The sequence below is a fragment of the Bacillus sp. 5w2 genome (assembly GCF_054353775.1).
The window spans coordinates 160,674-183,558 of sequence record NZ_JBTIWT010000009.1 but is presented as its reverse complement, the minus strand read 5'-3'; the positions used below and the strand labels follow the sequence as shown (position 1 = coordinate 183,558).

At 32.5% G+C, this 22,885-nt stretch carries 20 protein-coding genes; 13 read left to right on the top strand and 7 right to left on the bottom strand.

The features are described from left to right. Window positions 1-50: 50 nt before the first annotated feature. Entirely contained in the window at window positions 51-1,487 is a 1,437-nt protein-coding gene (locus ACXY7N_RS16985; RefSeq protein ID WP_016135577.1) for an MBL fold metallo-hydrolase, read from the top strand. A 385-nt stretch (window positions 1,488-1,872) separates the two neighbouring features. Beyond that, the gene (locus ACXY7N_RS16980) at window positions 1,873-2,325 is read left to right on the top strand and encodes an SMI1/KNR4 family protein (RefSeq protein WP_016135578.1); all 453 of its coding nucleotides are present in this window, start codon (window positions 1,873-1,875) and stop codon (window positions 2,323-2,325) included. A gap of 205 nt (window positions 2,326-2,530) precedes the next feature. Here the strand turns inward: ACXY7N_RS16980 and ACXY7N_RS16975 are convergent, their stop codons facing one another. Next, window positions 2,531-2,971 (bottom strand): MarR family winged helix-turn-helix transcriptional regulator, encoded by a 441-nt coding sequence (locus ACXY7N_RS16975; protein ID WP_016135579.1) that lies wholly within the window; start codon window positions 2,969-2,971, stop codon window positions 2,531-2,533. 143 nt (window positions 2,972-3,114) lie between these two features. Here ACXY7N_RS16975 and ACXY7N_RS16970 point away from each other — a divergent pair, with 143 nt between their 5' ends. The 9 genes from ACXY7N_RS16970 to ACXY7N_RS16930 all read left to right on the top strand — a co-directional run bounded on the left by ACXY7N_RS16970 (window position 3,115) and on the right by ACXY7N_RS16930 (window position 14,617). Then, window positions 3,115-3,588, top strand: a complete 474-nt coding sequence (locus ACXY7N_RS16970; protein ID WP_016135580.1) for a GNAT family N-acetyltransferase — start codon at window positions 3,115-3,117, stop codon at window positions 3,586-3,588. Window positions 3,589-4,364: 776 nt separating this feature from the next. Continuing rightward, on the top strand, window positions 4,365-5,420 hold the full coding sequence (locus ACXY7N_RS16965; protein ID WP_488592496.1) for a YncE family protein: 1,056 nt from the start codon (window positions 4,365-4,367) through the stop codon (window positions 5,418-5,420). Window positions 5,421-5,835: 415 nt separating this feature from the next. Continuing rightward, the gene (locus ACXY7N_RS16960; protein WP_033659924.1) at window positions 5,836-7,428 is read left to right on the top strand and encodes a helix-turn-helix domain-containing protein; all 1,593 of its coding nucleotides are present in this window, start codon (window positions 5,836-5,838) and stop codon (window positions 7,426-7,428) included. A gap of 280 nt (window positions 7,429-7,708) precedes the next feature. Beyond that, window positions 7,709-8,767 (top strand): FecCD family ABC transporter permease, encoded by a 1,059-nt coding sequence (locus tag ACXY7N_RS16955; protein ID WP_016135583.1) that lies wholly within the window; start codon window positions 7,709-7,711, stop codon window positions 8,765-8,767. Further along, window positions 8,767-9,798, top strand: coding sequence for a FecCD family ABC transporter permease (locus ACXY7N_RS16950; RefSeq protein ID WP_016135584.1), 1,032 nt, complete (start codon window positions 8,767-8,769; stop codon window positions 9,796-9,798). The genes ACXY7N_RS16955 and ACXY7N_RS16950 overlap by 1 nt, the downstream gene beginning before the upstream one ends. 26 nt (window positions 9,799-9,824) lie before the next feature. Then, window positions 9,825-11,540, top strand: a complete 1,716-nt coding sequence (locus ACXY7N_RS16945) for an ABC transporter ATP-binding protein (RefSeq protein ID WP_016135585.1) — start codon at window positions 9,825-9,827, stop codon at window positions 11,538-11,540. A gap of 19 nt (window positions 11,541-11,559) precedes the next feature. Continuing rightward, on the top strand, window positions 11,560-12,384 hold the full coding sequence (locus ACXY7N_RS16940; protein ID WP_016135586.1) for an ABC transporter ATP-binding protein: 825 nt from the start codon (window positions 11,560-11,562) through the stop codon (window positions 12,382-12,384). Window positions 12,385-12,579: 195 nt separating this feature from the next. Further along, window positions 12,580-13,530 (top strand): ABC transporter substrate-binding protein, encoded by a 951-nt coding sequence (locus ACXY7N_RS16935; RefSeq protein WP_016135587.1) that lies wholly within the window; start codon window positions 12,580-12,582, stop codon window positions 13,528-13,530. Between the two features lie 661 nt (window positions 13,531-14,191). Beyond that, entirely contained in the window at window positions 14,192-14,617 is a 426-nt protein-coding gene (locus tag ACXY7N_RS16930; protein ID WP_016135588.1) for a DUF4879 domain-containing protein, read from the top strand. Window positions 14,618-15,110: 493 nt separating this feature from the next. Here the strand turns inward: ACXY7N_RS16930 and ACXY7N_RS16925 are convergent, their stop codons facing one another. After that, window positions 15,111-15,323 carry a hypothetical protein gene (locus tag ACXY7N_RS16925; RefSeq protein ID WP_016135589.1) on the bottom strand — a complete coding sequence of 71 codons (213 nt, stop codon included), beginning with the start codon at window positions 15,321-15,323 and terminating at the stop codon, window positions 15,111-15,113. Between the two features lie 614 nt (window positions 15,324-15,937). Here ACXY7N_RS16925 and ACXY7N_RS16920 point away from each other — a divergent pair. Both ACXY7N_RS16920 and xerS read left to right on the top strand, forming a co-directional pair. Beyond that, window positions 15,938-16,306, top strand: coding sequence for a hypothetical protein (locus ACXY7N_RS16920; protein ID WP_016135590.1), 369 nt, complete (start codon window positions 15,938-15,940; stop codon window positions 16,304-16,306). A gap of 851 nt (window positions 16,307-17,157) precedes the next feature. Then, complete coding sequence (xerS, locus tag ACXY7N_RS16915; protein WP_488592495.1) at window positions 17,158-18,231, top strand: tyrosine recombinase XerS; 1,074 nt, start codon at window positions 17,158-17,160, stop codon at window positions 18,229-18,231. A 219-nt stretch (window positions 18,232-18,450) separates the two neighbouring features. On the opposite strand, the gene ACXY7N_RS16910 is transcribed toward xerS, so the two are convergent. The 5 genes from ACXY7N_RS16910 to ACXY7N_RS16890 all read right to left on the bottom strand — a co-directional run bounded on the left by ACXY7N_RS16910 (window position 18,451) and on the right by ACXY7N_RS16890 (window position 22,863). Then, window positions 18,451-19,275, bottom strand: coding sequence for a hypothetical protein (locus ACXY7N_RS16910; RefSeq protein ID WP_098412715.1), 825 nt, complete (start codon window positions 19,273-19,275; stop codon window positions 18,451-18,453). A gap of 21 nt (window positions 19,276-19,296) precedes the next feature. Continuing rightward, entirely contained in the window at window positions 19,297-19,794 is a 498-nt protein-coding gene (locus ACXY7N_RS16905; RefSeq protein WP_240523606.1) for a hypothetical protein, read from the bottom strand. 318 nt (window positions 19,795-20,112) lie between these two features. Beyond that, window positions 20,113-20,331, bottom strand: coding sequence for a hypothetical protein (locus ACXY7N_RS16900; protein WP_098412700.1), 219 nt, complete (start codon window positions 20,329-20,331; stop codon window positions 20,113-20,115). Between the two features lie 64 nt (window positions 20,332-20,395). Then, entirely contained in the window at window positions 20,396-20,815 is a 420-nt protein-coding gene (locus tag ACXY7N_RS16895) for a PH domain-containing protein (RefSeq protein ID WP_098412699.1), read from the bottom strand. A gap of 833 nt (window positions 20,816-21,648) precedes the next feature. Further along, a complete protein-coding gene (locus ACXY7N_RS16890; protein WP_088060823.1) occupies window positions 21,649-22,863 on the bottom strand; it encodes an MFS transporter in 1,215 nt (404 codons plus the stop codon). Between the last annotated feature and the right edge of the window lie 22 nt (window positions 22,864-22,885).

Here is a 22,885-nt window from a genome sequence, read left to right as displayed (position 1 = left end):
GTTATAAAAATTGAAAAGTAATTTGAAATAACTATTTGGAGGGAATAGCTATGCTTTTAAAATATTTTTATGATGAAAAATTAGCACATGCTTCTTATTTAGTTGGTTGTCAGAAGGAAGGCGTAGCAATTGTAATCGATCCGAGTCGCTATATAGAACAATATATAGAATTTGCTAAGAAAGAGGGGATGGAAGTAATAGCTGCGGCTGAAACACACATTCATGCAGATTTTCTTTCTGGGTCTAGAGAACTTTCTACTCTTTATCATGCCAATTTATATGTATCTGATGAAGGTGATTGTGATTGGAAATATCAATATCTTAACGAAGGTCGATATAATTTAGTTAGAGAGGGGACAGAGTTTAAAGTAGGTCATATAAAATTTAATGTAATTCACACACCAGGGCATACACCTGAAAGTATTTCTTTTTTAGTAACTGATACAAGTCAAAATAAATATACGAATGATAAGCCAATAGGCATATTCACAGGTGATTTTATATTTGTTGGAGATATAGGGAGACCCGATTTATTAGAAACCGCTGTAGGTATGAAAGATACCGCAAAAATAGGAGCGAAACAATTATTTGATTCTATACAAAAAATAAAAACACTCCCTGATTATTTGCAAATATGGCCATCACATGGTGCAGGAAGCGCATGTGGAAAAGCATTAGGAGCAATTCCGACTTCTACCTTAGGTTATGAAAAGATGTTCAATTGGGCATTTCAGTGTAATGAAGAAAGTGATTTTGTATCGACTTTATTGACGGGGCAGCCAGAGCCTCCAAGTTATTTTTCTTTAATGAAGAATTTAAATAAGTATGGTCCTCCAATTCGTAAGAAAAGAGAAGCTTTTGCTATTAAAACAGTAGAAGAACTTCAAGAAGTTATGAGGAGCGTTCAGCAAATAGTTGATATAAGAGATGTAGAGAGTTTTGCTTCTGGTCACATCGAGAAATCAATTAACATACCGTATAACAATTCCTTCACAACCTGGTGTGGATGGTTACTAGATTATAAAACAGAAACTTTAATCATTCTAGATGAGGAAAAGGTTAGAGTGGAGGAGGTTATTAGAGACTTTGAATCTATTGGGCTAGATAATATTATTGCTTTTGCACCCTTACAAGTAATACAAAGACTTGATAGATTTGAAAGTTACAAAGAAAAAACATCGATTGAATTATATCCGCATATAAAGGATGGTAGCGTTAAGATTATCGATGTACGTAGTAAAAAAGAGTGGGAGGACGGTCATCTTCAAGATGCAATACATATCCCCCTAGGAAATTTATTTAAGCAGCTAGATTGCATACCAAAAGATTGCCCATTAGTTTTACAATGTCGAACCGGATTGCGTTCCGCTATAGCGGCTAGTATTTTACAAAGAGCTGGTATAAAGGAAGTAGTGAATTTAAAGGGAGGATTTCTTGCATGGAAAAAAGAGAAGCTCCCTTATACAACATGTAATCTCAATGTGTAGAGAAAAAGTATATGATGGGTAAGAATAATTAAAAGTAGTTATAGATGAAGTGTTAAACAAGGAAATCATAATTGTTGCAGCTTCAGGAAATACATTAGGATAATTAGTACATTATCAAGTTTAATATAAAAATGTAATAAATGTTTCAATATTATAGAGTCTAACAATAAATCTATTTTTAATGTTATAGCAGGGCTAGAAGTTCTTAGGTATTATCAATAAGAGTCCAATAAAAAATTCTCTTGGATGCAAGAGAATTTTTTATTGGGAATAGTCAAGGGCAGGGGGCATTACATACGGGAAAAGGTAGAAATAACGACAGATAAACAATGTAGTTACAAATGGATATGATGCGAGCGTAAGAACATTTAGGAGGAGAAAAAAGATGAATGACAAGATTCTTTCAATCATTTCTACATATGAGAAAGATGGAGATTTTATGGGTGGTGTAAACGAAGATACGATTCGAGAAGCAGCGCGAATGCTAAGCATTACATTCCCAATCACTTATCATTGTTTTTTAAAACAGTATGGTAGCGGCGGACTTGATGGAATGGATATACATGGTTGTGAGACAACAGCTGCGGATTCCTCCGTTGTTTACCACACAAAATTATATAGAGAAACATATAACCTACCTGAACAATATATTGTTTTAAATGATATCGATGGTACTGTGACATGTTTAGATACAAATCAAATGAAAGATGGCGAGTGCCCTGTTGTCTTTTGGAGTCGTTTTTCAAAAGAATTGTATACCATTACTTATGAAAACTTCAGCGACTATCTATTAGATTCTTTACACGAATCTATAGATAATTTGTATGATGAGGATTAATTGATTATAGAATACTAAAAATCATGTTTTAAGTAATAATATATATTTATAAGGTTCAAGAAGTATCATATTATTTTACTGCTTTGTAAATTTGTGTTTTTTATAGCACCAAAGTTCATTTTTATCGTTTTAGGGGTAACCTGTTCAGTTAAGTTAATGGATGTGTGACGCTACCCCAATTAGTTTTTTAAAATCATTCATTTATTTACTTTTGTTCAATATTTTTATCTAATTTTTCTTTTATTATCATCATGGAATTACGAATTTCATTAATCTCACTATCACTTAGTCCGTCAAACAATTGATTTAATTGCTCATCTGACTGAATATGAATTATATCTAGTAGTTCCTCTCCTTTTTTTGTCAAAAAGAGCAAGTTTTTTCTGCTGTCTTTTATTGAGATTCTTTTCTCTATTAATTCTTCCTTCTCAAACCTACGTATAATTCTGCTCATATAGCTTCTATCAATATTAAGTTCTTGCACAAGATTATTCGCAATACAATCTGTTCTTTCGCTTATTTCAAATAGTATTCGTGCTTCAGTTAATGAATAATCTGTATCTAGAATCTGGTTATTAAATAAACCAAGTACCTTTGTATAAAATCGGTTGAATTGTCTGATGTCATAAATAATTTTTTTATCCATAAATCCTCCTTTAGTTGACTAAGTCCACATTTAATATTAATATAAATGTACCCTTAAAATGTGGACTAAGTCAACATTTTAAGGGTACCATTTTCAAAAATCTGTCGCAATCTTTATTAAAAACTAATTGAAGGAGATCGTATATGGTAGTTCGAGAAATGAAAAAAGAAGACAATGCAAAAGTAAAAGAAATTATACAAGATTCATTAAAATCACTTGGATTAGCGCTTCCTGGAACAGCTTATTTTGACCCTCAACTTAACGACCTACACCAATATTATAATAGTCTAAAACATGCGAACTATTGGGTAGTAGAAATGGAAGGAGAAGTTGTTGGCGGAATTGGTATAGCACCGTTTAACGAACATGATAAAGTTTGCGAATTACAAAAGCTATACTTAAGTCCAAAGGCACAAGGTTTAGGGCTTTCCAAGAAACTAATGGAAACTGCTTTGTCATTTGCCTCTAAACATTATGAAAAGTGCTATTTAGAAACAATGCATGAATTAATAACTGCATGTCTATTATATGAAAAATTTGGATTTATACATTTAAATGAACCCCTACCAGGTTCTGAACACTCTACTATGAATGCATGGTATATAAAATCTTTTTAAAATTAGGTGTATTAAACGTATCTATTAAAAGGAAAGTATTGAAGGAGCTTTATTTTGGGTAGCGCCACATCGCTATCAAGCTAATATTTTTAATTCCCCCCATAACTATCAACTTAAAATCATGTATCTCATGATGAAAATAATTCTATCTCTCTATTCGTTTATTCGAAGATTCTGAAAAAACTTGCGATAAAACATGAATGTATTTATAATTATAGTTAGCTTAACTAACTAATTATTGTTAGTTTTTCAACACAGAAATAGTTGTATGAAAAAAAAGAATCAGAAGCAAATTTGTCAATCTATAAAGCTATTCCTCAAAGAATAGAGCTGGACGCAGAATGAATTAGAAAAACGGCAGCAAAGGAAACTGATTCACTGGCAGCTAAGCTTGACTTACTTATGTTATGAGTATCTGATAATGCACTAGACAAAGAAATGGTATTTCGCTTATTACTTACTTTCTGTGCTTCTTGTGCATCATTAATTGAGGTGCTTAATTAAGAAGAATGTAAAGTATTAGAAAAATTATTAAATAAAATACATGTAAGTATAAAAGTTAAGCTGGAGAAGGTAGATAAATAAGTTGGATTATTAAATTCAACTTATTTTTACAGAATAAAAGTTAGCCTGACTTATTATAAGCGTACCTAATTTAAATGAAAGGAGGTGAAACTTGTTTACAATTTGTCTTAGTAATAATACAAATTACTTAAATATGCTGATTTCTATGGAACTCAAGAAATTTGGAACAAATAACGAGGAGGGTTTTAATAATGAATATTTCTAAAGAAAATAATCCTATTCTGGCGGTCGTTAGCTCCAGCGGTAATCAAATCCATTTCTTCAATGCAAAAAATTTTGAAAGAATAGGGCTTATAGATTCTCCAGTTACAGAACCTCATGAATTATGTTTCGATTCTAAGCGCCAATTGCTATATGTAAGTATTACTTATCGCTCAGGTTTTTATAGAAATAATCCGGAAAAAAGCCATGAAATTTTAGTTATCGATATTGATCAATTTAAAGTAATTGATATCATTGATATCTCACCAGAATTTGCACCACATGGTTTAGTTTATAATGAAAAAAAAGACTTATTGTATGTAAGTGTCGAATCTGGTGAAGGAGGAATTTTAATTATTAATCCTAACACGAGAAAAGTGCTAGATAGAATCACTACAGCGGCAACAGGTCCACATTGGTTTGTTACGAATTCAGATGGTACAAAAGGATATTCCTCTAATAAGGAGGCGCCCTTTATTTCGGTTTTAGATACAGATACTAAGGAGTTAATTGGAAAAGTATCTATGCCCTATGGTAGTGAGGAACTAGCTATTTCTCCTAAAGGTAATCGAGTTTACATTCCTTCCCCATGTTTACTTGGAGACTACAAAGAGGAGCAACCTACACTTAGCATCATTAATACAGAAACCGATGAAATTATAAAAACAAAATCATTTTCAGATTTAATTACCCCGGTTCATGTAACGAATGATGGGAAAGTATTGGTAGGACATACGCGTTTTCAAAATAAGAATGGAGAGAGAACAAGAAGTATGTTTTCTCCAGCACCAGGGTATGTATCTGTTCTTGATGGAGAATCGTTAAACGTGTTAGGTACCATAGAAGTTGAATTACTCCCAATTACAATACGTTCTTCTACTGACGGAACGGTTGGATATGTTTCTAACCTTAGATCAGGGACAATAAGTGTATTAGATTTAGTTAATTACAAGAATGTTCATACCATTGAAGTTGATCCAGGAGATCGAAATGCAGATCCTTCTGTAAATCAAGGAGCTCACGGTATAGCATATATAGAAAGATAAAATAAATAATGCTATTCTTTTTGTAGAAATATACAGAAAGGATGGCATTTTTTATTTATCTATTAATTTCTGATGATGTCCAATTAGGTCTAATTTCTTGTGATTAGGAACACATGTTCTTATTTTATATAGAGGGCACCATACATACCCATCAACTTAAGAATTTTATAAAACTACACAACAAAAAATGTATATCTTTACATAAAGATATCAATTTTCTCGTCAGGAAGTTTGGCAGCGTTAGCATCAAAAGCTACAGTCGTATGCACAGAAATTGTAGTACAGGAAATACAAGAAATGTATACGTTGAATCATCGGAAGTCTAATTCTAAAGATGAAAATAGGTTATAATATATTGAGATCACAAATGATAATGATAATCATCATCGATATGTTCGAAAGAAAGGAAGCAAAAATGAATATTCCACAAAGAGTATTTGGCTTTGAATGTTGTAATGAATATAGTTTGAAGTCAAATAAAAAAAAGCAGCATGAGATAAAGTATGGAGTCTTAATTATTGTTCAATCAGGGACTGGCAAATTAAAGTGTAACAATCAAATCACTCATCTGGGAAGCGGTTCAGTTTATATGGTGAAACCAAATGGATTATTGGTGATGGAAAGTACAGGCGAAGAACGCTTTTTATATGATATTTATGAATTTGGTTGCTATAGATTAAGAGAAGAACGAGAGAATATACTACTCTACGAATTATCATTCGAGTCGCTACCATCCACAGCTATTTCTTATACCAAAGCATCGAAAAAAGTAAAAATTGTATCAGCTGAATTAAAAGAATCTGCAAAAGAAAAAAATGCAAAATTATGTACTCAATTACTACGTAAACTTCTCTTTACTATTGAAGAAGAATATGAAGCTCGAAAAAGACGTTCTTTTACTTCTTCATTCCACGATGTATTGGAATACATTAATTTGCACTCACATCAATCGTTAACACGTGATGAGGTTGCAAAGTATTTTGGTTATCACCCAAACTATTTTTCAGAACGAATTAAAAAGGACACAGGATGGAGTTTTTCTGATTATTTAACACATATGCGAATGGATAAAGCCAAACTTTTACTGCTAGATCCAAATTACACAGTAAATGAAGTGGCAAGAAAAGTAGGCTATCAAGATGGCCTTTATTTGAGTAGGAAATTCAAACAACAAATGGGAATAACTCCAACTCAATTTAGAAATGGACGAAATTATAAACGCATTTTTACATATCAATTTACAGGTGCTTTGATGGCAACAGGTATAAAGCCTAAAGGCGTTTTCTCTTGGGCTGCTAATGTACCTGAGTATCTGCATTCCGATTTAAGCGGTACGGTATTTGTACAAGATGGTGAAGATTTGTCACCTGAACTATGGATAAATCTTAAACCAGACTTAATTATTGCACCAACATATCTGTATCAAGAACCTCAATTAATTGAACAGATGGAAAAGTTTGCTCCAGTTCTGATGATGGATTGGGATAAGAATGATCGTATTGAAGATGTAAGGACAATTGCTCGTATAGTCGGTCGAGAGGAAGAGACTGAGACTTGGATTCAATGTTATAAAAAGAAGGCGAAGAAGGCAAAGGAACAAATATTATCTGTACTCGGTAAAGAAGAAACGGTAGGGTTATACGAATTACGTAATGATAATCGAGTAGGAATATGGAGGCCAAGTGCACGAGGGGCTTACAATTTGTATAAAATGATGGAATTGAATGTACCTCAAGCAATAAGAAAAGAGGTTATTTATCCGAATAAACATTTAACTGTTCCAGAAAGTCGCATTGAACAATATGCAGCTGATCATATGCTGGTTGTTGTTCATTCAAATGAGCAAACTACAAGACTTTTTGAAAGTGAAGCTTGGTTAAACCTTCGTCAACAAAAGAAAAAAGTTTATATTCTTCAATTACAAGATTTTTGGGCGAGTGAAGGCGTTTGTCTAGAAAAGCAACTTGATATTCAGGTGAAACAACTTGTTGAACAACAGTATATCTGATAAAAATCCATAGCGAATTGATTACAATAATCTATATCAATTGAGAATTAACACTGTTAAAATTGAAAATGGTTATCAACTCCGAAATGATTTTGATAAGGAAACCCTAGAATTATAGCAATTTGAAGTTTCATTTTCATAGAAAGTGAAGATTCTAGGTAGCGCTACATATAGATAAAAGCTTCTCGTAAATTGAAGAAGGGTAAGTCTTTATTTTTTTAAATGATAATGATAATCATTTTTGTTTGTAAGAGGAATCTAATATAAAGGTGAGCAAACTATGAGTATGTCTGCAAGAAAAATAAATGAAGAAACAGAACTACAACCACAACCACAACTTCGCTCACGTCCACTCGCGGCTACCTTTATTATGGTGGGGGGAGTGATTACACTTATTTTGAGTATCTTCCTTGCAATTTCGTACGGGGCGGCAGATGTGAAAATGTCGGTCATTTGGGATGTGATTTTTCACTTTAATCCTGATTTTAACGACCACCAAGTCATTCGCGATTTGCGTTTACCTCGTATTCTTGGTGCTGTGCTTGTAGGGGCAAGTTTTGCAACAGCGGGTGCTATTATGCAAGGGATGACAAGAAATCCACTTGCTGATTCGGGTTTACTTGGGTTGAACTCGGGGGCGGTTTTAGCAATGGCTATTAATTTTGCCTTCTTTCCAAACTTACCTTATTATGCATTAATTCTTTTTTCGTTTATCGGAGCGTCGGTGAGTACGGGACTTGTGTATGGAATTGGTTCAATTTCAAGGGGAGGGTTGACACCTTTACGACTTGTGCTATCTGGTACGGTAATTAGTGCTCTATTTAGTGCGTTGAGTGAGGGGGTAGCTCTTCACTTCCGTATCGGTCAAGATTTGGCTTTCTGGTATGCGGGAGGTGTCGCCGGCACAACTTGGACGCAAATAAAAGTAATGGTTCCGATTGTATTCTTAGCTATCCTTGGCGCAATTATCATCTCTCGCTCAGTGACATTATTAAGTTTGGGTGAGGAAATTGCGACAGGTCTTGGACAGAAAGCAAAAACGGTGAAGATTTTTGGAACAGTTATCGTTTTGATTTTAGCAGGGTCAGCTGTTTCAGTCGTTGGAGCTGTTGGTTTTGTTGGATTAATTGTTCCACATTTAACAAGATATTTGGTAGGTGTAGATTATCGTTTTATTATTCCTTGTTCGGCTATTTTAGGTGCCTTGCTACTAGTTTGGGCAGATTTTGCAGCACGTATGATCAATGCTCCTTACGAAACACCTGTGGGGGCATTAATTGCCTTAATCGGTGTGCCGTTCTTCCTTTATCTCGCTCGTAAAGAAAGGAGAGAACTGTAATGGAACATATAAATGTTGTTTCTTTTGAAACAAAGCGAAAAAAAAGAGAGGTTACCGTATTAAGTGTGTTAGCTGTTCTAATTGTGGTGACATTTGTTATTAGTATGAATACGGGGCATATTCGTTTAGCGCCAATGGAATTAATTCAGACGCTTTTCGGAAATGGTACAGCTCAGCAAGACTTGATTTTATTTGAATTCCGTTTGCCACGTATTGTCGTTTCGGTTTTAGTCGGGGCGTCACTCGCTGTTTCGGGTTGTATCATGCAAGGTTTCTCCCGTAATGCATTGGCAGATCCAGGGATTCTTGGAATTAATGCAGGTGCGGGATTAATTGTTATTTTATATGTCGCAATGTTCCAAACGGAAACGATTTCTTCTGTTATGTTACTACCTGTTTTAGCTTGGATAGGAGCAGGAATTACAGCAGCTGTTATTTATGCTTTATCGTATAAACGTGGAGAAGGATTGTCTCCTACACGTTTGTTATTAACGGGTATAGCGGTTGCGGCGTTGATAAGTGCAGCGACAATAGTGTTAACGCTTCGTCTATCTCCAGAGAAATATCAATTCGTAGCGACTTGGATGGCAGGGAGCATCTGGGCATCGAATTGGAAGTTTGTTATATCAATCCTTCCATTCATTATGCTTTTATTACCATTCGTGATCTATAAAGCACGTGTATTAAATGTATTGAATTTAGGAGATCAAGTAGCGCTTGGTTTGGGTGTATCGGTAGAAAAAGAACGACGCTTGTTATTAGCGGCAGCAGTGGGGCTGGCGGGTTCAGCTGTTTCTGTCAGTGGGGGGATTGGCTTTGTTGGGCTAATCGCACCACATCTAATGAGAAGACTAGTTGGTCCAAAGCATCAATATTTAATTCCAGGTGCAGCGCTTGCAGGTGCATTGCTCGTATTAATGGCGGATACGATTGGACGCTGGATTATCCAACCGTCTGAAATCCCCGCTGGAATTGTTGTTGCGGTGATTGGTGCACCATACTTTTTATACTTACTTGCTCGTTCGAGATAATAAATAGAAGGAGAATCCATTTTGATATGTTAAAAGAATTCTTTTCTTACTATCGACCATATCGTTGGTTATTCATAATAGATTTTACTTGTGCAATTATTGCGGCGTTATTGGAATTGGTTTTTCCGCTTGCTGTAAGCCATGTAATTGACGATTATTTACCCACAGGTAATTGGAACTACATTATAACAGCTTCATTGGCACTGTTAGGCTTGTACATATTAAGTGCGTTTTTCCATTATATCGTTACATATTATGGACATATGCTTGGTATTAATATTGAGTCTGATATGCGAAAGAAAGCATTCGACCATGTTCAAAAACTATCTTTCCGTTTCTTTGATAATAATAAAACGGGACATCTTGTATCACGTATGACAAATGACCTGATGGATATTGGCGAAATTGCTCACCATGGTCCTGAAGATTTGTTCATTGCGGTTATGACGTTGATTGGTGCATTCGCTCTAATGCTGTCGATTAACTGGAAGTTAGCAATTTTTACATTTATTATCGTCCCACTTTTAATTATATTATCTATCTATTTTAGTAAAAAGATGTCAAAGTCATTTGGTCAGTTCTTCCAAGATATTGCCGACTTTAATGCACGTGTTGAGAATAATGTGAGTGGAATTCGAGTTGTAAAAGCATTTGCAAACGAAGGCCAAGAAATTAAACAATATGCAGTAAACAATGAACGTTTCCGTCGTACGAAATTAGTGACGTACAAGGTGATGGCCTGGAATTCGTCAGTTAGTTATTTCTTAATCAAAAGTGTTTCGATATTCGTATTAGCATGTGGATCTTGGTTTGTAATTCAAGGAAAGATGGAGTTTGGTGAATTTATGGCGTTCATCTTACTATCAAATATTTTCTTAGGACCAATTAATCAAATTAACTCGGTTATTGAGACATATCCAAAAGGTGTCGCAGGTTTTAAACGTTATTTAGAATTATTGAATACAGAACCAGATGAGAAGGACATAAAGGATGCGATTGAGATTCAACAAGTAAATGGAGATATTTCGTATGAAAATGTCACATTCGCTTATGAAGGAAAAGAACCGATTCTGAATAATATAAGTTTCCACGTAAAGCATGGTGAATCCATCGCCTTTGTCGGTCCATCAGGTGCGGGGAAAACAACGATTTGTAGTCTATTTCCTCGTTTTTATGACATTCAAGAAGGCAGTATTAAGGTAGACGGTATTGATATTCGAAACATGACACAAAGGTCGCTTCGCCAGCAAATTGGTATTGTTCAACAAGATGTGTTCCTATTTGATGGCACGATTCGCGAAAACATTGCCTATGGAAAATTAGATGCTACCGAAGAAGAGATTTGGGAAGCTGCTCGCCGAGCACAACTTGCTGATATTATTAAAGATTTAGAAGATGGATTGGATACATTGATTGGAGAACGTGGTGTGAAACTTTCAGGCGGTCAAAAACAACGTCTTTCTATTGCACGTATGTTCTTAAAAAATCCACCAATCTTAATTTTAGATGAGGCTACTTCGGCACTTGATACGGAAACAGAAGCAGCAATTCAAAAAGCGTTAACAGAATTATCGAAAGGGCGCACAACATTTGTTATTGCGCATCGCTTAGCAACGATTCGTAATGTTGACCGTATTATCGTTGTGACGGAAGAAGGCATTAAAGAACAAGGAACACATGAGGAATTGATTCGAAGTGGTGGTAATTATAGTCGACTGTATAAAGCACAGTTTCAGATGTGAAAATAGGAGGTCGCGCAAAATGAGTCGATTAGAAACAATAGATTTAAAGATTGGTTATGACGAACGTATTATTGTAAATAACTTGAATATTTCAATACCGAATGGAAAAATTACGGCTTTAGTTGGTTCAAACGGATCAGGTAAATCGACTATTTTAAAAGTAATGGCTCGTTTGATGAGGCCAACTGCTGGTTGTGTAATGTTAGATGGAGAAATGATTCACAAAAAATCCACCAGAGAAGTCGCAAAGGAGCTCGCGATTCTTCCTCAGAATTCAAAAGCTCCAGATGGTCTAACAGTGTATGAATTAATTAGTTATGGACGATTCCCTCATCAAAAAGGGATGGGGGCATTATCAAGAGAGGATAAAGAAATTGTTCATTGGGCGATTCATGTAACGGGTATGGAGGAATTTATTAATCGAGGTGTTGACCAACTATCGGGTGGTCAACGACAACGTGCTTGGATTGCAATGGCACTTGCACAACAAACAGAAATTTTATTTCTTGATGAACCAACGACTTTCCTAGATATGGCACATCAGCTTGAAGTATTGACACTGTTGAAAAAGTTAAACGAAGAAGAAGGACGTACGATTGTTATGGTTGTACATGATTTGAACCATGCTACAAAATTTGCCCATCACATGATAACAATTAAAGCAGGAACCGTTGTAAGTGAAGGAACGCCGCGAGAAGTTGTGACACCTAATGTACTACGAGACGCGTTTAATATTGAAGCGGATGTAATCGATGATCCACGTACAGGTGAACCACTGTGCTTACCGTATGGATTGGCTTATGGACAAACAGAAGTAGAAAGAACGATAAAGCAAGCACAATAAGAATACCATAATAGAATGTAGCAGTTAGAGTATGACCGAACAGATGTACTGTTATGAAATCGGGCATGTTCAATACACCAGCCATTGCAATAGTATATGGCTGAGAAGAAGCACTTTACAATTTATTTGGCACTGTTAAAAGATGAAGAAATAGCCGAATTGATTTCAAAATAAAAGAAAAGAGAAGTGTAAAAAATGAAAAAATGGTTGATGATTTTCCTAGTCGCATTTAGCATGATTGCTCTTGCAGCTTGTTCAGATAACAAAGAAGAAAGCAAGGCGGAAAATAAACAAACAGAACGTATTTTAAAAACGGATCAAGGCGATGTGAAAGTACCGATGCATCCTAAACGTGTCATTGTTGATTGGAATTTAGGACATGTTTTAGCAACAGGTATGAAACCTGTCGGCACAACAATTACGATGCTAGAGTATGGACAATTAATGAAGCCCTATGTAGATGAAACTGTTGCGGATATTGGTTCAGGTAATACACCGAATGTAGAGAAAATGCTTGAATTAAAGCCAGATTTAATTATTACTTGGGATCCGAAATCAGTAGAGAAATATAAAAAAATTGCACCTACGGTTGTGTATGATACATCAAAATATAATGGTGTCCACGAAGAACTACGTGCAATGGGGAAAATTTTAAATCGTGAAAAAGAAACGGAAGAATATTTGACTGATTTTGATAAGCGCGTTGCTGTTGCTAAGGAGAAAGTAGAAAAAGCGATGCCAAAAGATGCGACCTACTCAATTATTGACCTTGCCACAATTAAGCAAGCAATTGTTGTAGGAAATACAAGTGAACGTGGTGGGAACGCACTTTATGAGATGTTGGCATTAAAGCCAAGTGAAGGTATTAAAAAAAATATTATAGATAAAGGCGAGTCACGCAAAGATGTTTCATGGGAAAAAATTGGTGACTATGCAGGAGATTATATTTTTGTCATCACTTCAAAAGAAAAGGGTGTCGATACAGCTCCATCAAATTGGAAGTCGTTAGATGCTGTGAAAAATGGGCGTGTAATTGAAATTGATATGAAAGATTATTTTTCAAGTGATCCTATTTCATCATTAATTCAAACAGAGGATATGGCAGAAAAATTAGTGAAATTGCAAGAGGACCTAAAACAAAAGTAAGCCTAAGTAGAGGAAAGGGCAATGTCGAGTTTATACGAATCTATAAGGTCAAAGATGTAATAATATATTGTTAACCCCAAGGCAAGATAGGTTATTGAAGTTTTAGGTTTGCAAACTAGTGGAGTGTTGATATATACGTCCTATAATATAAAGGAGTGACAAACGAAACCCGACTCATAAGAGTCGGGTTTTTAAGTATATCTTTTAGATGCTCTGTAACCTGCAGTTTTTGCATCTTTAATTCTCTTATTATTCTATTTCCAAGACAATTTTTATATCATAATTTTTAAACTTGACATGCATATAGTAAGACAATGAGAATACTGATAATGATACTTAGCAAATGCATTCATGGATTATATTTTTTCTCCCTTTATTCCTATCCTTCATTTTGTAGTTTTCCCCTAATAATTAAGAATGGCCTGATGAAGCAAAAAAGCAAGAACCAAATAGATTCATAAGATAAAAGCGGATTAGGATATATTTGGTACGCGTATTTTGTTATACATTGTGAATTAGTCATAATATGGAATAGAATTGTAGAAACATAAAATAGAATATTCTCATTAATATTTCTACAGTTTTAAACTATATACATATAAAGGTAATAGGATTATATTGGCAATGAAAGAGAAAATAATAGATAGAAGGGGATGTTATTATGTTTAAAAAAGCAGTACTTGGTATTTCATCGTTAGCAATAACTGCGTTTGTCGGATTAGGAATGGCAACAGAAGCTTATGCTGGACCTGCAGCACCACTTACTTCACTAAACGTTGTACAAGTAGAATCTGAGCAGGGCGGAGTAGAAACGATTAATCCAAACAGTTTTAGCACAACACGTGACCACGGGGGAAAATACTTATATATTACTACAAAGGAAATGGGATATGGTCAAAATCCATTTACGAAAATGGATGGTTTTAATGTGAAAAGTATTGGATCCACTATAATTGGCGGAAAACCAATTGTTGGTTGGTATTATAAGTGGGATGCTTCTGGGCATCAGCAAGGAACATTTGAATATCAAAAAACATCTATAAACGCTCCATTTAATACAATGCGAACTTCAATCTATATCAAATAAATAATTTGAAAAGTTATAGGGATTTATCATACAAAATTCAGTTCATAAAATTGAATTTAATTATAGCGAATATAGGAGCCGTCCTGAATTGGGAGGGCTCTTATATTTGCTATAAATGTCTACAAGCGCAATATATTTTCCTAAATCATATGCTAATTTCCTTGTAGTAATAGTTGTATAAGTTAGAAGAATAATAACTTGAGTATAGGAACGATGGAAGAAATAAAAAAGATGCGAAGTTTATTCTAAGACTTCGCATCTTTTCATTTAACGCAAGCATTGTGAGAAATCAATTATATATTGATTTCTAAGCACGAAAAGCATTTAAAACTAAAACTTTATTTGAAGTAAACAATACATTTATTGTATTAGTAAAAATTTTATTTTGCATTGAGCGATTAGCTTTTGCAAACTGCTCAATGCAAAGAGATACATAGAAAACTACATGTACTGAGTTTTAGCATACAGCCTACAAACTGTATTGATGGAATATCTATTTTGAATCCAATTTACTTAAAGTAAACATTCCAATGGATAAAATGACTGCGCCTACTAAAGAACCTAGCCAGTCTCTCCATCCTAATGCATTAAAAGGTGTTTCTGTTAAATCCATAATTAAGAAGATAGCCAACATTAATACACCGAATGCTAAGCATCCCCAGAAGGTTTGTAAATGTTTAATCATCTTCTTTCGAAACTTGCTCATATAAATCACCCTTGCTAATACTTTATATTTTTATAATTAAATTATCACATGTATAAAGATTGAAAGTAGAGATTATGCAATATTGCATAATCAAACTCAACAAAATAATTCTTTGAATAAAAATGGAACTAGGAAACTGTGGGATGGGATTTGAAATGCTTGTCAATCTAGCGAATAAATATATCAAAGAGGTGAAGTGGCACTTATAAACAAGCAACTGGATTCTGTGAAGGTGGCCGTGAGTTAAATGGGCTTCTATAAAGCTAAGGGCCCAATACACTATTATGTTGTGTATAAGGACGGGCTATCGCATTTGAAGCCAAAAGAAAAAAGTCACATTAAGTAGCTGAAATATTGAGCCAACTCCACGCTTTATAAACTATAAGATTCTTAGTCTTCTCCCAGTTACTGAACGTAAAGCGCTTAGCTAATAGGAGCTAAGAAAACAAATGATACGGTGGCTTGAGAGTAATCAATCTTAACTTAAAAAGGAATTTTTCATTTATTTTCCCACATTCTATTTAGGATTATTATTCCAAACATATAATTAGTTTATTCATATAAAAGGATATTTATAGTTCTTATCGAATAGTTTAATTGGAGGGGATTAGGCGATGGAAAAATATATTCTTGATGAATTATTAAAGTGGGAAAAAAAATTAATAGAAAAGTATAAAGCGATTGTAAAAGTAGAAAAAGAAAAGGAACTTGAATCCTGTACTCTAATGAAAAAAATTGAAATTCTAAAAAAAACGAGTGAAAAGTTTGAAGGGGAAAGAAAAAAACTATTCATAAGAGCAGAAATCAATCCGCTTCAAGAAAGAGAAAAACAAATAGAGCAAGAAATTATAAGTACAAAAGGAATTTATTATGAGAATAAGGAAGAAATTGAAATTACACTTGAATACTTAAGAAAAGAAATTGATAAAGGTGATGAGAGTCAGCAAATTATTACTGATCCCAAAGAGATAATTTTAAAATAAAACTAGAAAAGCGTCCCAAACGGATGCTTTTTTCTTTGTTATATGGAAATCATACATTAAACATGAATTTAAGTGAGAAGTTATTATATATAAATGTCTGTTATCTTTACTCTTTTGTTCCGTATAAGAAAGAATCAATATAAGATAAGAGTTTCCATAAAAAACTTATTTTATAGAAATAGAAAAAACTCATTCCATAGGATATTTCTAATATAGAGAGAGAATATCGGAATCAACGAAATTCGACAATAGAAGAGCGGTAATTATATATTCTAAAAATGCAAACAAAGTTCGCACGAAATACCAATTTTACGAACAATAAAGGAGTTAAATAAAAATCTACTAACCGTATCTAGGGATTTTGAGCTTAGTTGCATGAATCTTAGTATGTTGGTATGTATCTATATAATTCATACTTTATATAGAAATTATTAAATTTTAAATAACTCATTACTAATTTTTATAGCAAATTACATTTTACTTTATAAGATTTTTTCTCACGTTGATCTAATTAAACCCCCATAATTATGATTATATAAATCAATTTATATTTTTATAAAGACTTTTAAACTATATTCATGTATTATTCTTTTGTATGAATTTTTATAGCAAATTTGTTTTATTTTCCATACATTTATATCTAGTTTTTGCACTAATTTTTATGGTCAAATACAAATTTCTCGCTTAATTATCTATAATTTTTACTTGAGTAAATACATTATTCCATTCACTATTTAGTATTTTTAGCATCTCATAATTTAATTATATAAATAAGTTTGTGTAAAAATTGAATTTAATGCGAACTTGTGTTCGTATCTCTTTTCTGTTATAGTATATATGAGGTGATTTTTATGGATTACAATAAACAACGTCAAAAATCCGTACATCGTAAGAAATTATACGAGAATTTAAATGAAATGCCCTTTTACATAGAAGAATTTGTGGAGTACAAAGAATTGCATGATGCCTCTCCCTCCACCCTACTGAATTATGTATATGATTTTAGAGTCTTCTTTAATTGGCTATTATCTGAACAAATTATTGAATTTAAGCCCATTAAAAACATATCCTTCTCTGATTTGGAGAATTTAAAGAAAAAAGATGTTGAGAACTTTATGAGGTTTCTAAAACTACAACAAAATATGCAGAATTCCTCTGTTAACAGAAAAATTTCGGCCTTAAAGTCTTTATTTAAGTACCTCACCTCCCTATCAGAGAATGAAGATGGAGAATGCTATTTTTATAGAAATGTAATGGCTAAAATTGAAATACATAAAGATAAAGAAACATTAAATGCTCGTGCAAAACGTATGAGGTCTAAAATATTCCATAATGATGATGATCAGGAATTTCTGAATTATGTTAAGTACGAACATGAAAAATCTTTAACAAAACATCAGTTATTCTATTTCCTAAGAGATAAGGCGCGTGATGTAGCTATCCTCTCCCTCTTTCTTGGTAGCGGTATTCGTGTAAGTGAATTGGCCGATCTCCGCATGGAAGACATAAACTTAAAGGAAAGACTAATTGATGTAATCCGAAAAGGAAACAAAGAAGATTCCGTTTGGATTACCCCAATTGCATTAAATGATCTTGAAAAATATATGGAGATTAGAGATAACAAATATGCTCCAGGGAAAGAATTGAAAAATGTGTTTTTATCGAAATATAAACATACTGCACAACCTCTTTCAGTTAGAGCTATCCAAGATATAGTAGAAAAATATACTAAGGCCTATGGAAAAAGAATGTCTCCTCATAAATTAAGACATACATTGGCAAATAAATTATATATGGAAGAAAAAGATTCATTACAAGTGATGCAGCAACTTGGGCATACTAGTCAAGATACAGCTTTGTTATACACTCAACTTGGGGAAACAACTATTAAAGATAGCTTAGGAAGAATTGGAAAGAATAAATAATAAAAGTTCAGCAATGCAAAGTTGCTGAACTTTTATTATTTGTTTTAAATTAGATTTTATTATGTGAAAAATACATAATTTGAATCCTAATATAATTGGTATATAAAGACTCTCTCTTGATGGATATAAATTAAAATTTAAGATTCCTACATTTGTTGTTTACGTTAAATACACTTTTAACGAACAGTTTGAATTATATTTATTTATTGTAAACACTGATTATTTCACATGATAAGCGTTTTTGTACTCATCGAGAGTATAAATGGTTTTAATATCTCGGAAGGGGATTGATACATGTCCTTTTAAATGTGAATAACAAGTTTCTTTATATCCATACCTTTGATTTTCTAATACTTTGTCTATGATCCAGATCCTTTTTTCTAATTCTTGATCGTCAGATTCGACACCTCTAAAGCTCATGCAATCAAAATTACTTAAATGTGATTGGAATTTTAGTACATAGCAACAATGCTTTTCCTTCCAATCATTATTAATCTCAGGGGCATCTATTAATTCCGATAGATTTTTTAAAAATTCCGGCCGCTCATGAACTTTTGCGTCATAATTGGTAACATCGTCAGTTGTAAAAAATGCATTTATTGCATAGTCTGTAAATAACTTAAAGGTAACCCAACCTAAACTGTCAAATGTACCATTAAATTTTCTACTTATATCAATTATTTGTCCATTGTAGCCAATAGTTTTCCTTTCAATATCTATCGAAATACCTTTTTTCAATAAATAATTTTGTATAGGTGTTTCTAATGTAACAGCTTGTTGCAGATTTACTAGCCCAAACCTTTTTATTGAATCCAGTTGATCATTTACTGTTGTAACGTGGAGGGAAGTAAGATAAATTTCTTTTTCTAAAACTCTAGCACTATCTATTTTAAAATATTTAAGAAATGATTCTGCATTAGATTGAATCCCATTTAAAGCAGTTGCATCAAAAAATTCTAAAATATCCTCTTCCTCAATATTGAAATGTGTGCATAAACCTTTTAAATCATACGTAGTAACATCGTATAGAACGTTATTATTCATACATTTGCTCCTTAATTCTCATTAGTAATAATAAATTCCCTCATCATCTATAAAATTATGATTTGCGAATTTTTTTCTTTTTCTTTTCTTATATGTATTTATTAATTTTTGAAGGGTTGTCTTTTGACCTTCACCTTTTTTAAAAGAACAGACTCTACATATTCCATCATTATACTTAAATGTATTTAAAGTTAAGCTATCTCGCTTTATTGTTTTTGCGATGCAAGTCCGGTGCTGACCGCTAGCCAATGCCACATGTCCACACTTATAGTGATCGGCATCAATTAAAGTATTCTTCTTAAACCAATCTTCTTTAATCATGTGAGAAGCAAAGAGTCTACAGTAATCAACTGATCCTGCTTTAAAATCTTTATTTTTTTCACGTTCTTTAATTTTTTGATACTGTTCATTCGTTAAATGTAAAGAACAAATTCCTGTTCGCACTTTAAAACAGTCGTATCTGCTAAATCTAAATGCATACGAGTAATCTTGAGGATTAATGCGAGTGTCTTCTTTCAAAATTGCCACCCCTATATATGATTTTAATAGTTTAATTATAGCATATACTTTCCAACCTCTTGAACTGTTCGTTAAATATGAATTTAACGAACACTTCGGTGATGGGAAGTAGACCTCCCCCTCTTTGTAGAAAGTTGTAGAAAGACATAAAAATGGATACTTTTTAGACAAGAAAGTAGATCCTTCATGAATATCTTTTGTTAATAATGTAGATTTGAATTTTATTTTAACTTCACTTCACATTTAACTAAGTTTTCCTGAGAACTAAAAAAAGAGATCATTTTATTTAGATCTCCTTTTTTATTCTATACTTAAATTTCATTTGTTTTTGAGTTTTGAAATTGCTAGATATAATATTGTTCCTAGTATTACTATCAATAGAGACATAAAAGTATCTGAAATAATATTAATCCAATCTTTATTTTGAACGTATTCGATAATATCTTTATAAAATATTAAATTCATAAAGATAAACATTGGTATACCCCAAAACAAAAAATTTATTTTATATTCTTTTTTGAATGTTGCTAGATTCATTTTCAGACCTCTTTTATATTCGTAAATTCCTAGATATTAAATAAAAACAATTCTATCAGTTTTATTATTTAAGGGGCTTGTCTATTATTTTAATGTTAGGACATTTATCTTTTAATAAATTAATGAATTTCTCTTCTTCTTTTGGTATACAAACTGTTAAAGTATTAAATAATCCATATATAATTTCTAATCGCTGTCTTGACCAATATGTTGAATTCAGTGATTTTCCGTTGTATCTAATCTGTTGAATATCTTTATAAGGTATTTCAGTATTTGTAAAATAATATTTGATAATTAATGATTTGTCAGTAATTCTATAAGTAGATCTAAAGTAAATATATATAAAATTAATTATATTTAATAGAATCATGCAACTGAGGTAAATATTTTTAGTTCCTTGTGTGAAAAGCATAGCAATAAAAATGAAAATGGTTAATAAAAATATAATCATATGAATAGGATTTTGTTTTATCTTAAATTTCATTGTTGTTCCCCTCTTTATATTAAGTATAAGAAAAAATGACTATTACATCTATGTTTTTTTATATAATTATATTTAAATTAGGGACTATTTATTAAACATTTATTTTCATGCATGATAAAGAAGTTTTAAAAAATATCCATTTTGGTGTCTCAGTTCTAAAAAGTACCCATTTTCTTGTCTCCATATGAGGACAAGAAGGTGGATAATAAATGGACAGTCTCCATCGGAAATTCAGCAATTTACACTATAAAATTAGTTCCTACTTTCACGTCTTTCTACACTTGTTGTACAAATGTAGAAAGACAAGAAAATGGGTACTAAATGAACTTTCTCTGTAGATAATTCAGTATTTTACACTATATAATTAGTTCTTACTTTCATGACTTTTTACAAACGACGTGAATCTCTAAACTATTTTGATAGGAAAGTAAAAGATTTATTTACTTTTTATTTATCAACGTTTGTTAGTGTGATTTTAGTTTAGACTTTCATGCCGTTCTACACTTCTTATTAGAACTGTATTACTCCATATTAATTTCTTCTAAGATTATAGATGGATTAACAACAAATATAATGAAGTTTAAATTTGTAATTAGCGGTAAGACCCCTGATGAATTAAAAGAACAAGTAAAACAAAAAAACAATTAATAATTATAACGTATAACGATTTCTCCTAATTCATAAGATGATTAAAATTAATTTATAACAGTTATTACAGATTAAAGAAAAATCAACTGGAACTACCAACTACCCCACTTTCACTTCTAAACGAAGTGAAAGTGGGGTAGTTTAAGCACTATGAACTTTCTATGCTGGAATCTTAAATGTTTTTCTTATTTTAGAGTTTCTTCTTTTGTCACAATTTTAATAAATCTCTTCTTAATCCGAATAAGCATACCAAAAGTGAGAAAGATAAAAAATCCTCCAAATATAAGAAATACAAATGTAGGTTGGAAATATGTTAATAATACCCCCGAAACAATTGGTCCTACTGCCATTCCCATATATCTAATAAAGTTAAACATTCCCATCGCGCTTCCTCTATTATGTTCAAATTCATTTGCAATCATAGTAGCAAATAAAGGAGTGAGGATACCAATTGATATTCCGTGGAGAATTAAAGCAATTGTTACGCCAATTAAAGTATTCGAGTGTGTCACAGCAAATAATATAGCGCTCAAAGATAAGACTACATTTCCAGTTATAAAAAGTTTAGTTATTGAAATTTTAGATTGAATAGTTTTAAAAGTCATGCTGCCAATTATTAAACTTATTGCCATCGGTAAGTAAAGTAAACCTACTATCTGTAAACTTAATTGGTAATAATCTGTTAATAAAATTGGTAAGTAAACGATGAAAGAAAAATAGAGAAAAAATGCAAAGAAGCTTAATATTAATATAGAACTTCCCACTTTACTTTTAAATATAGAAGCATAGTGCGATAGTAAAGTTCTAACATTCAAAGCTTTATTGCTCTCCACCTGATCTTTCGGAAAATATAACCAATTAATAATAAACAGAACTAAAGATACTGCTACAAGTAGCCAAAAAACACCCGGATAGTTATATTTTCCGCCAATAAAACCTCCTAGTACAGGTGCAACAGCAGGCGCAATAGATAACATTGTTTGATATGTACCCATTGCACTTCCTCGTTGTTCTCCTTGAAATATAGAGCCAATTGTAGTTGCCGCAATAAGTGGTATTGCAGCTGTTCCTATAGCCTGTAAAATTCTACAAATTAAAAACACTGTAAAATTACTTGTAATCGCACAACCAATACTCGCTATAATTGTCAAAATAATACTAGGAATAAGAATAGTCCTAGCCCCTTTAAAATCAATTATAGAACCAAAAACAATTTGCATAATTGCCGTAATAAAAATAAATATTGAGACTGAAAGATTAACCATTGTTATAGAAACATGAAATGAATCTCGAATTATTGGGATTATTGGAGAGTAAATATTTTGGTTTAAAGAAGCGAAAAAAGCACTAATACACAACAAATATAAAAGAAAAGAAGTACTTGATTTAACGCGATTCATACTATCCCTCCTAAAAGATTAT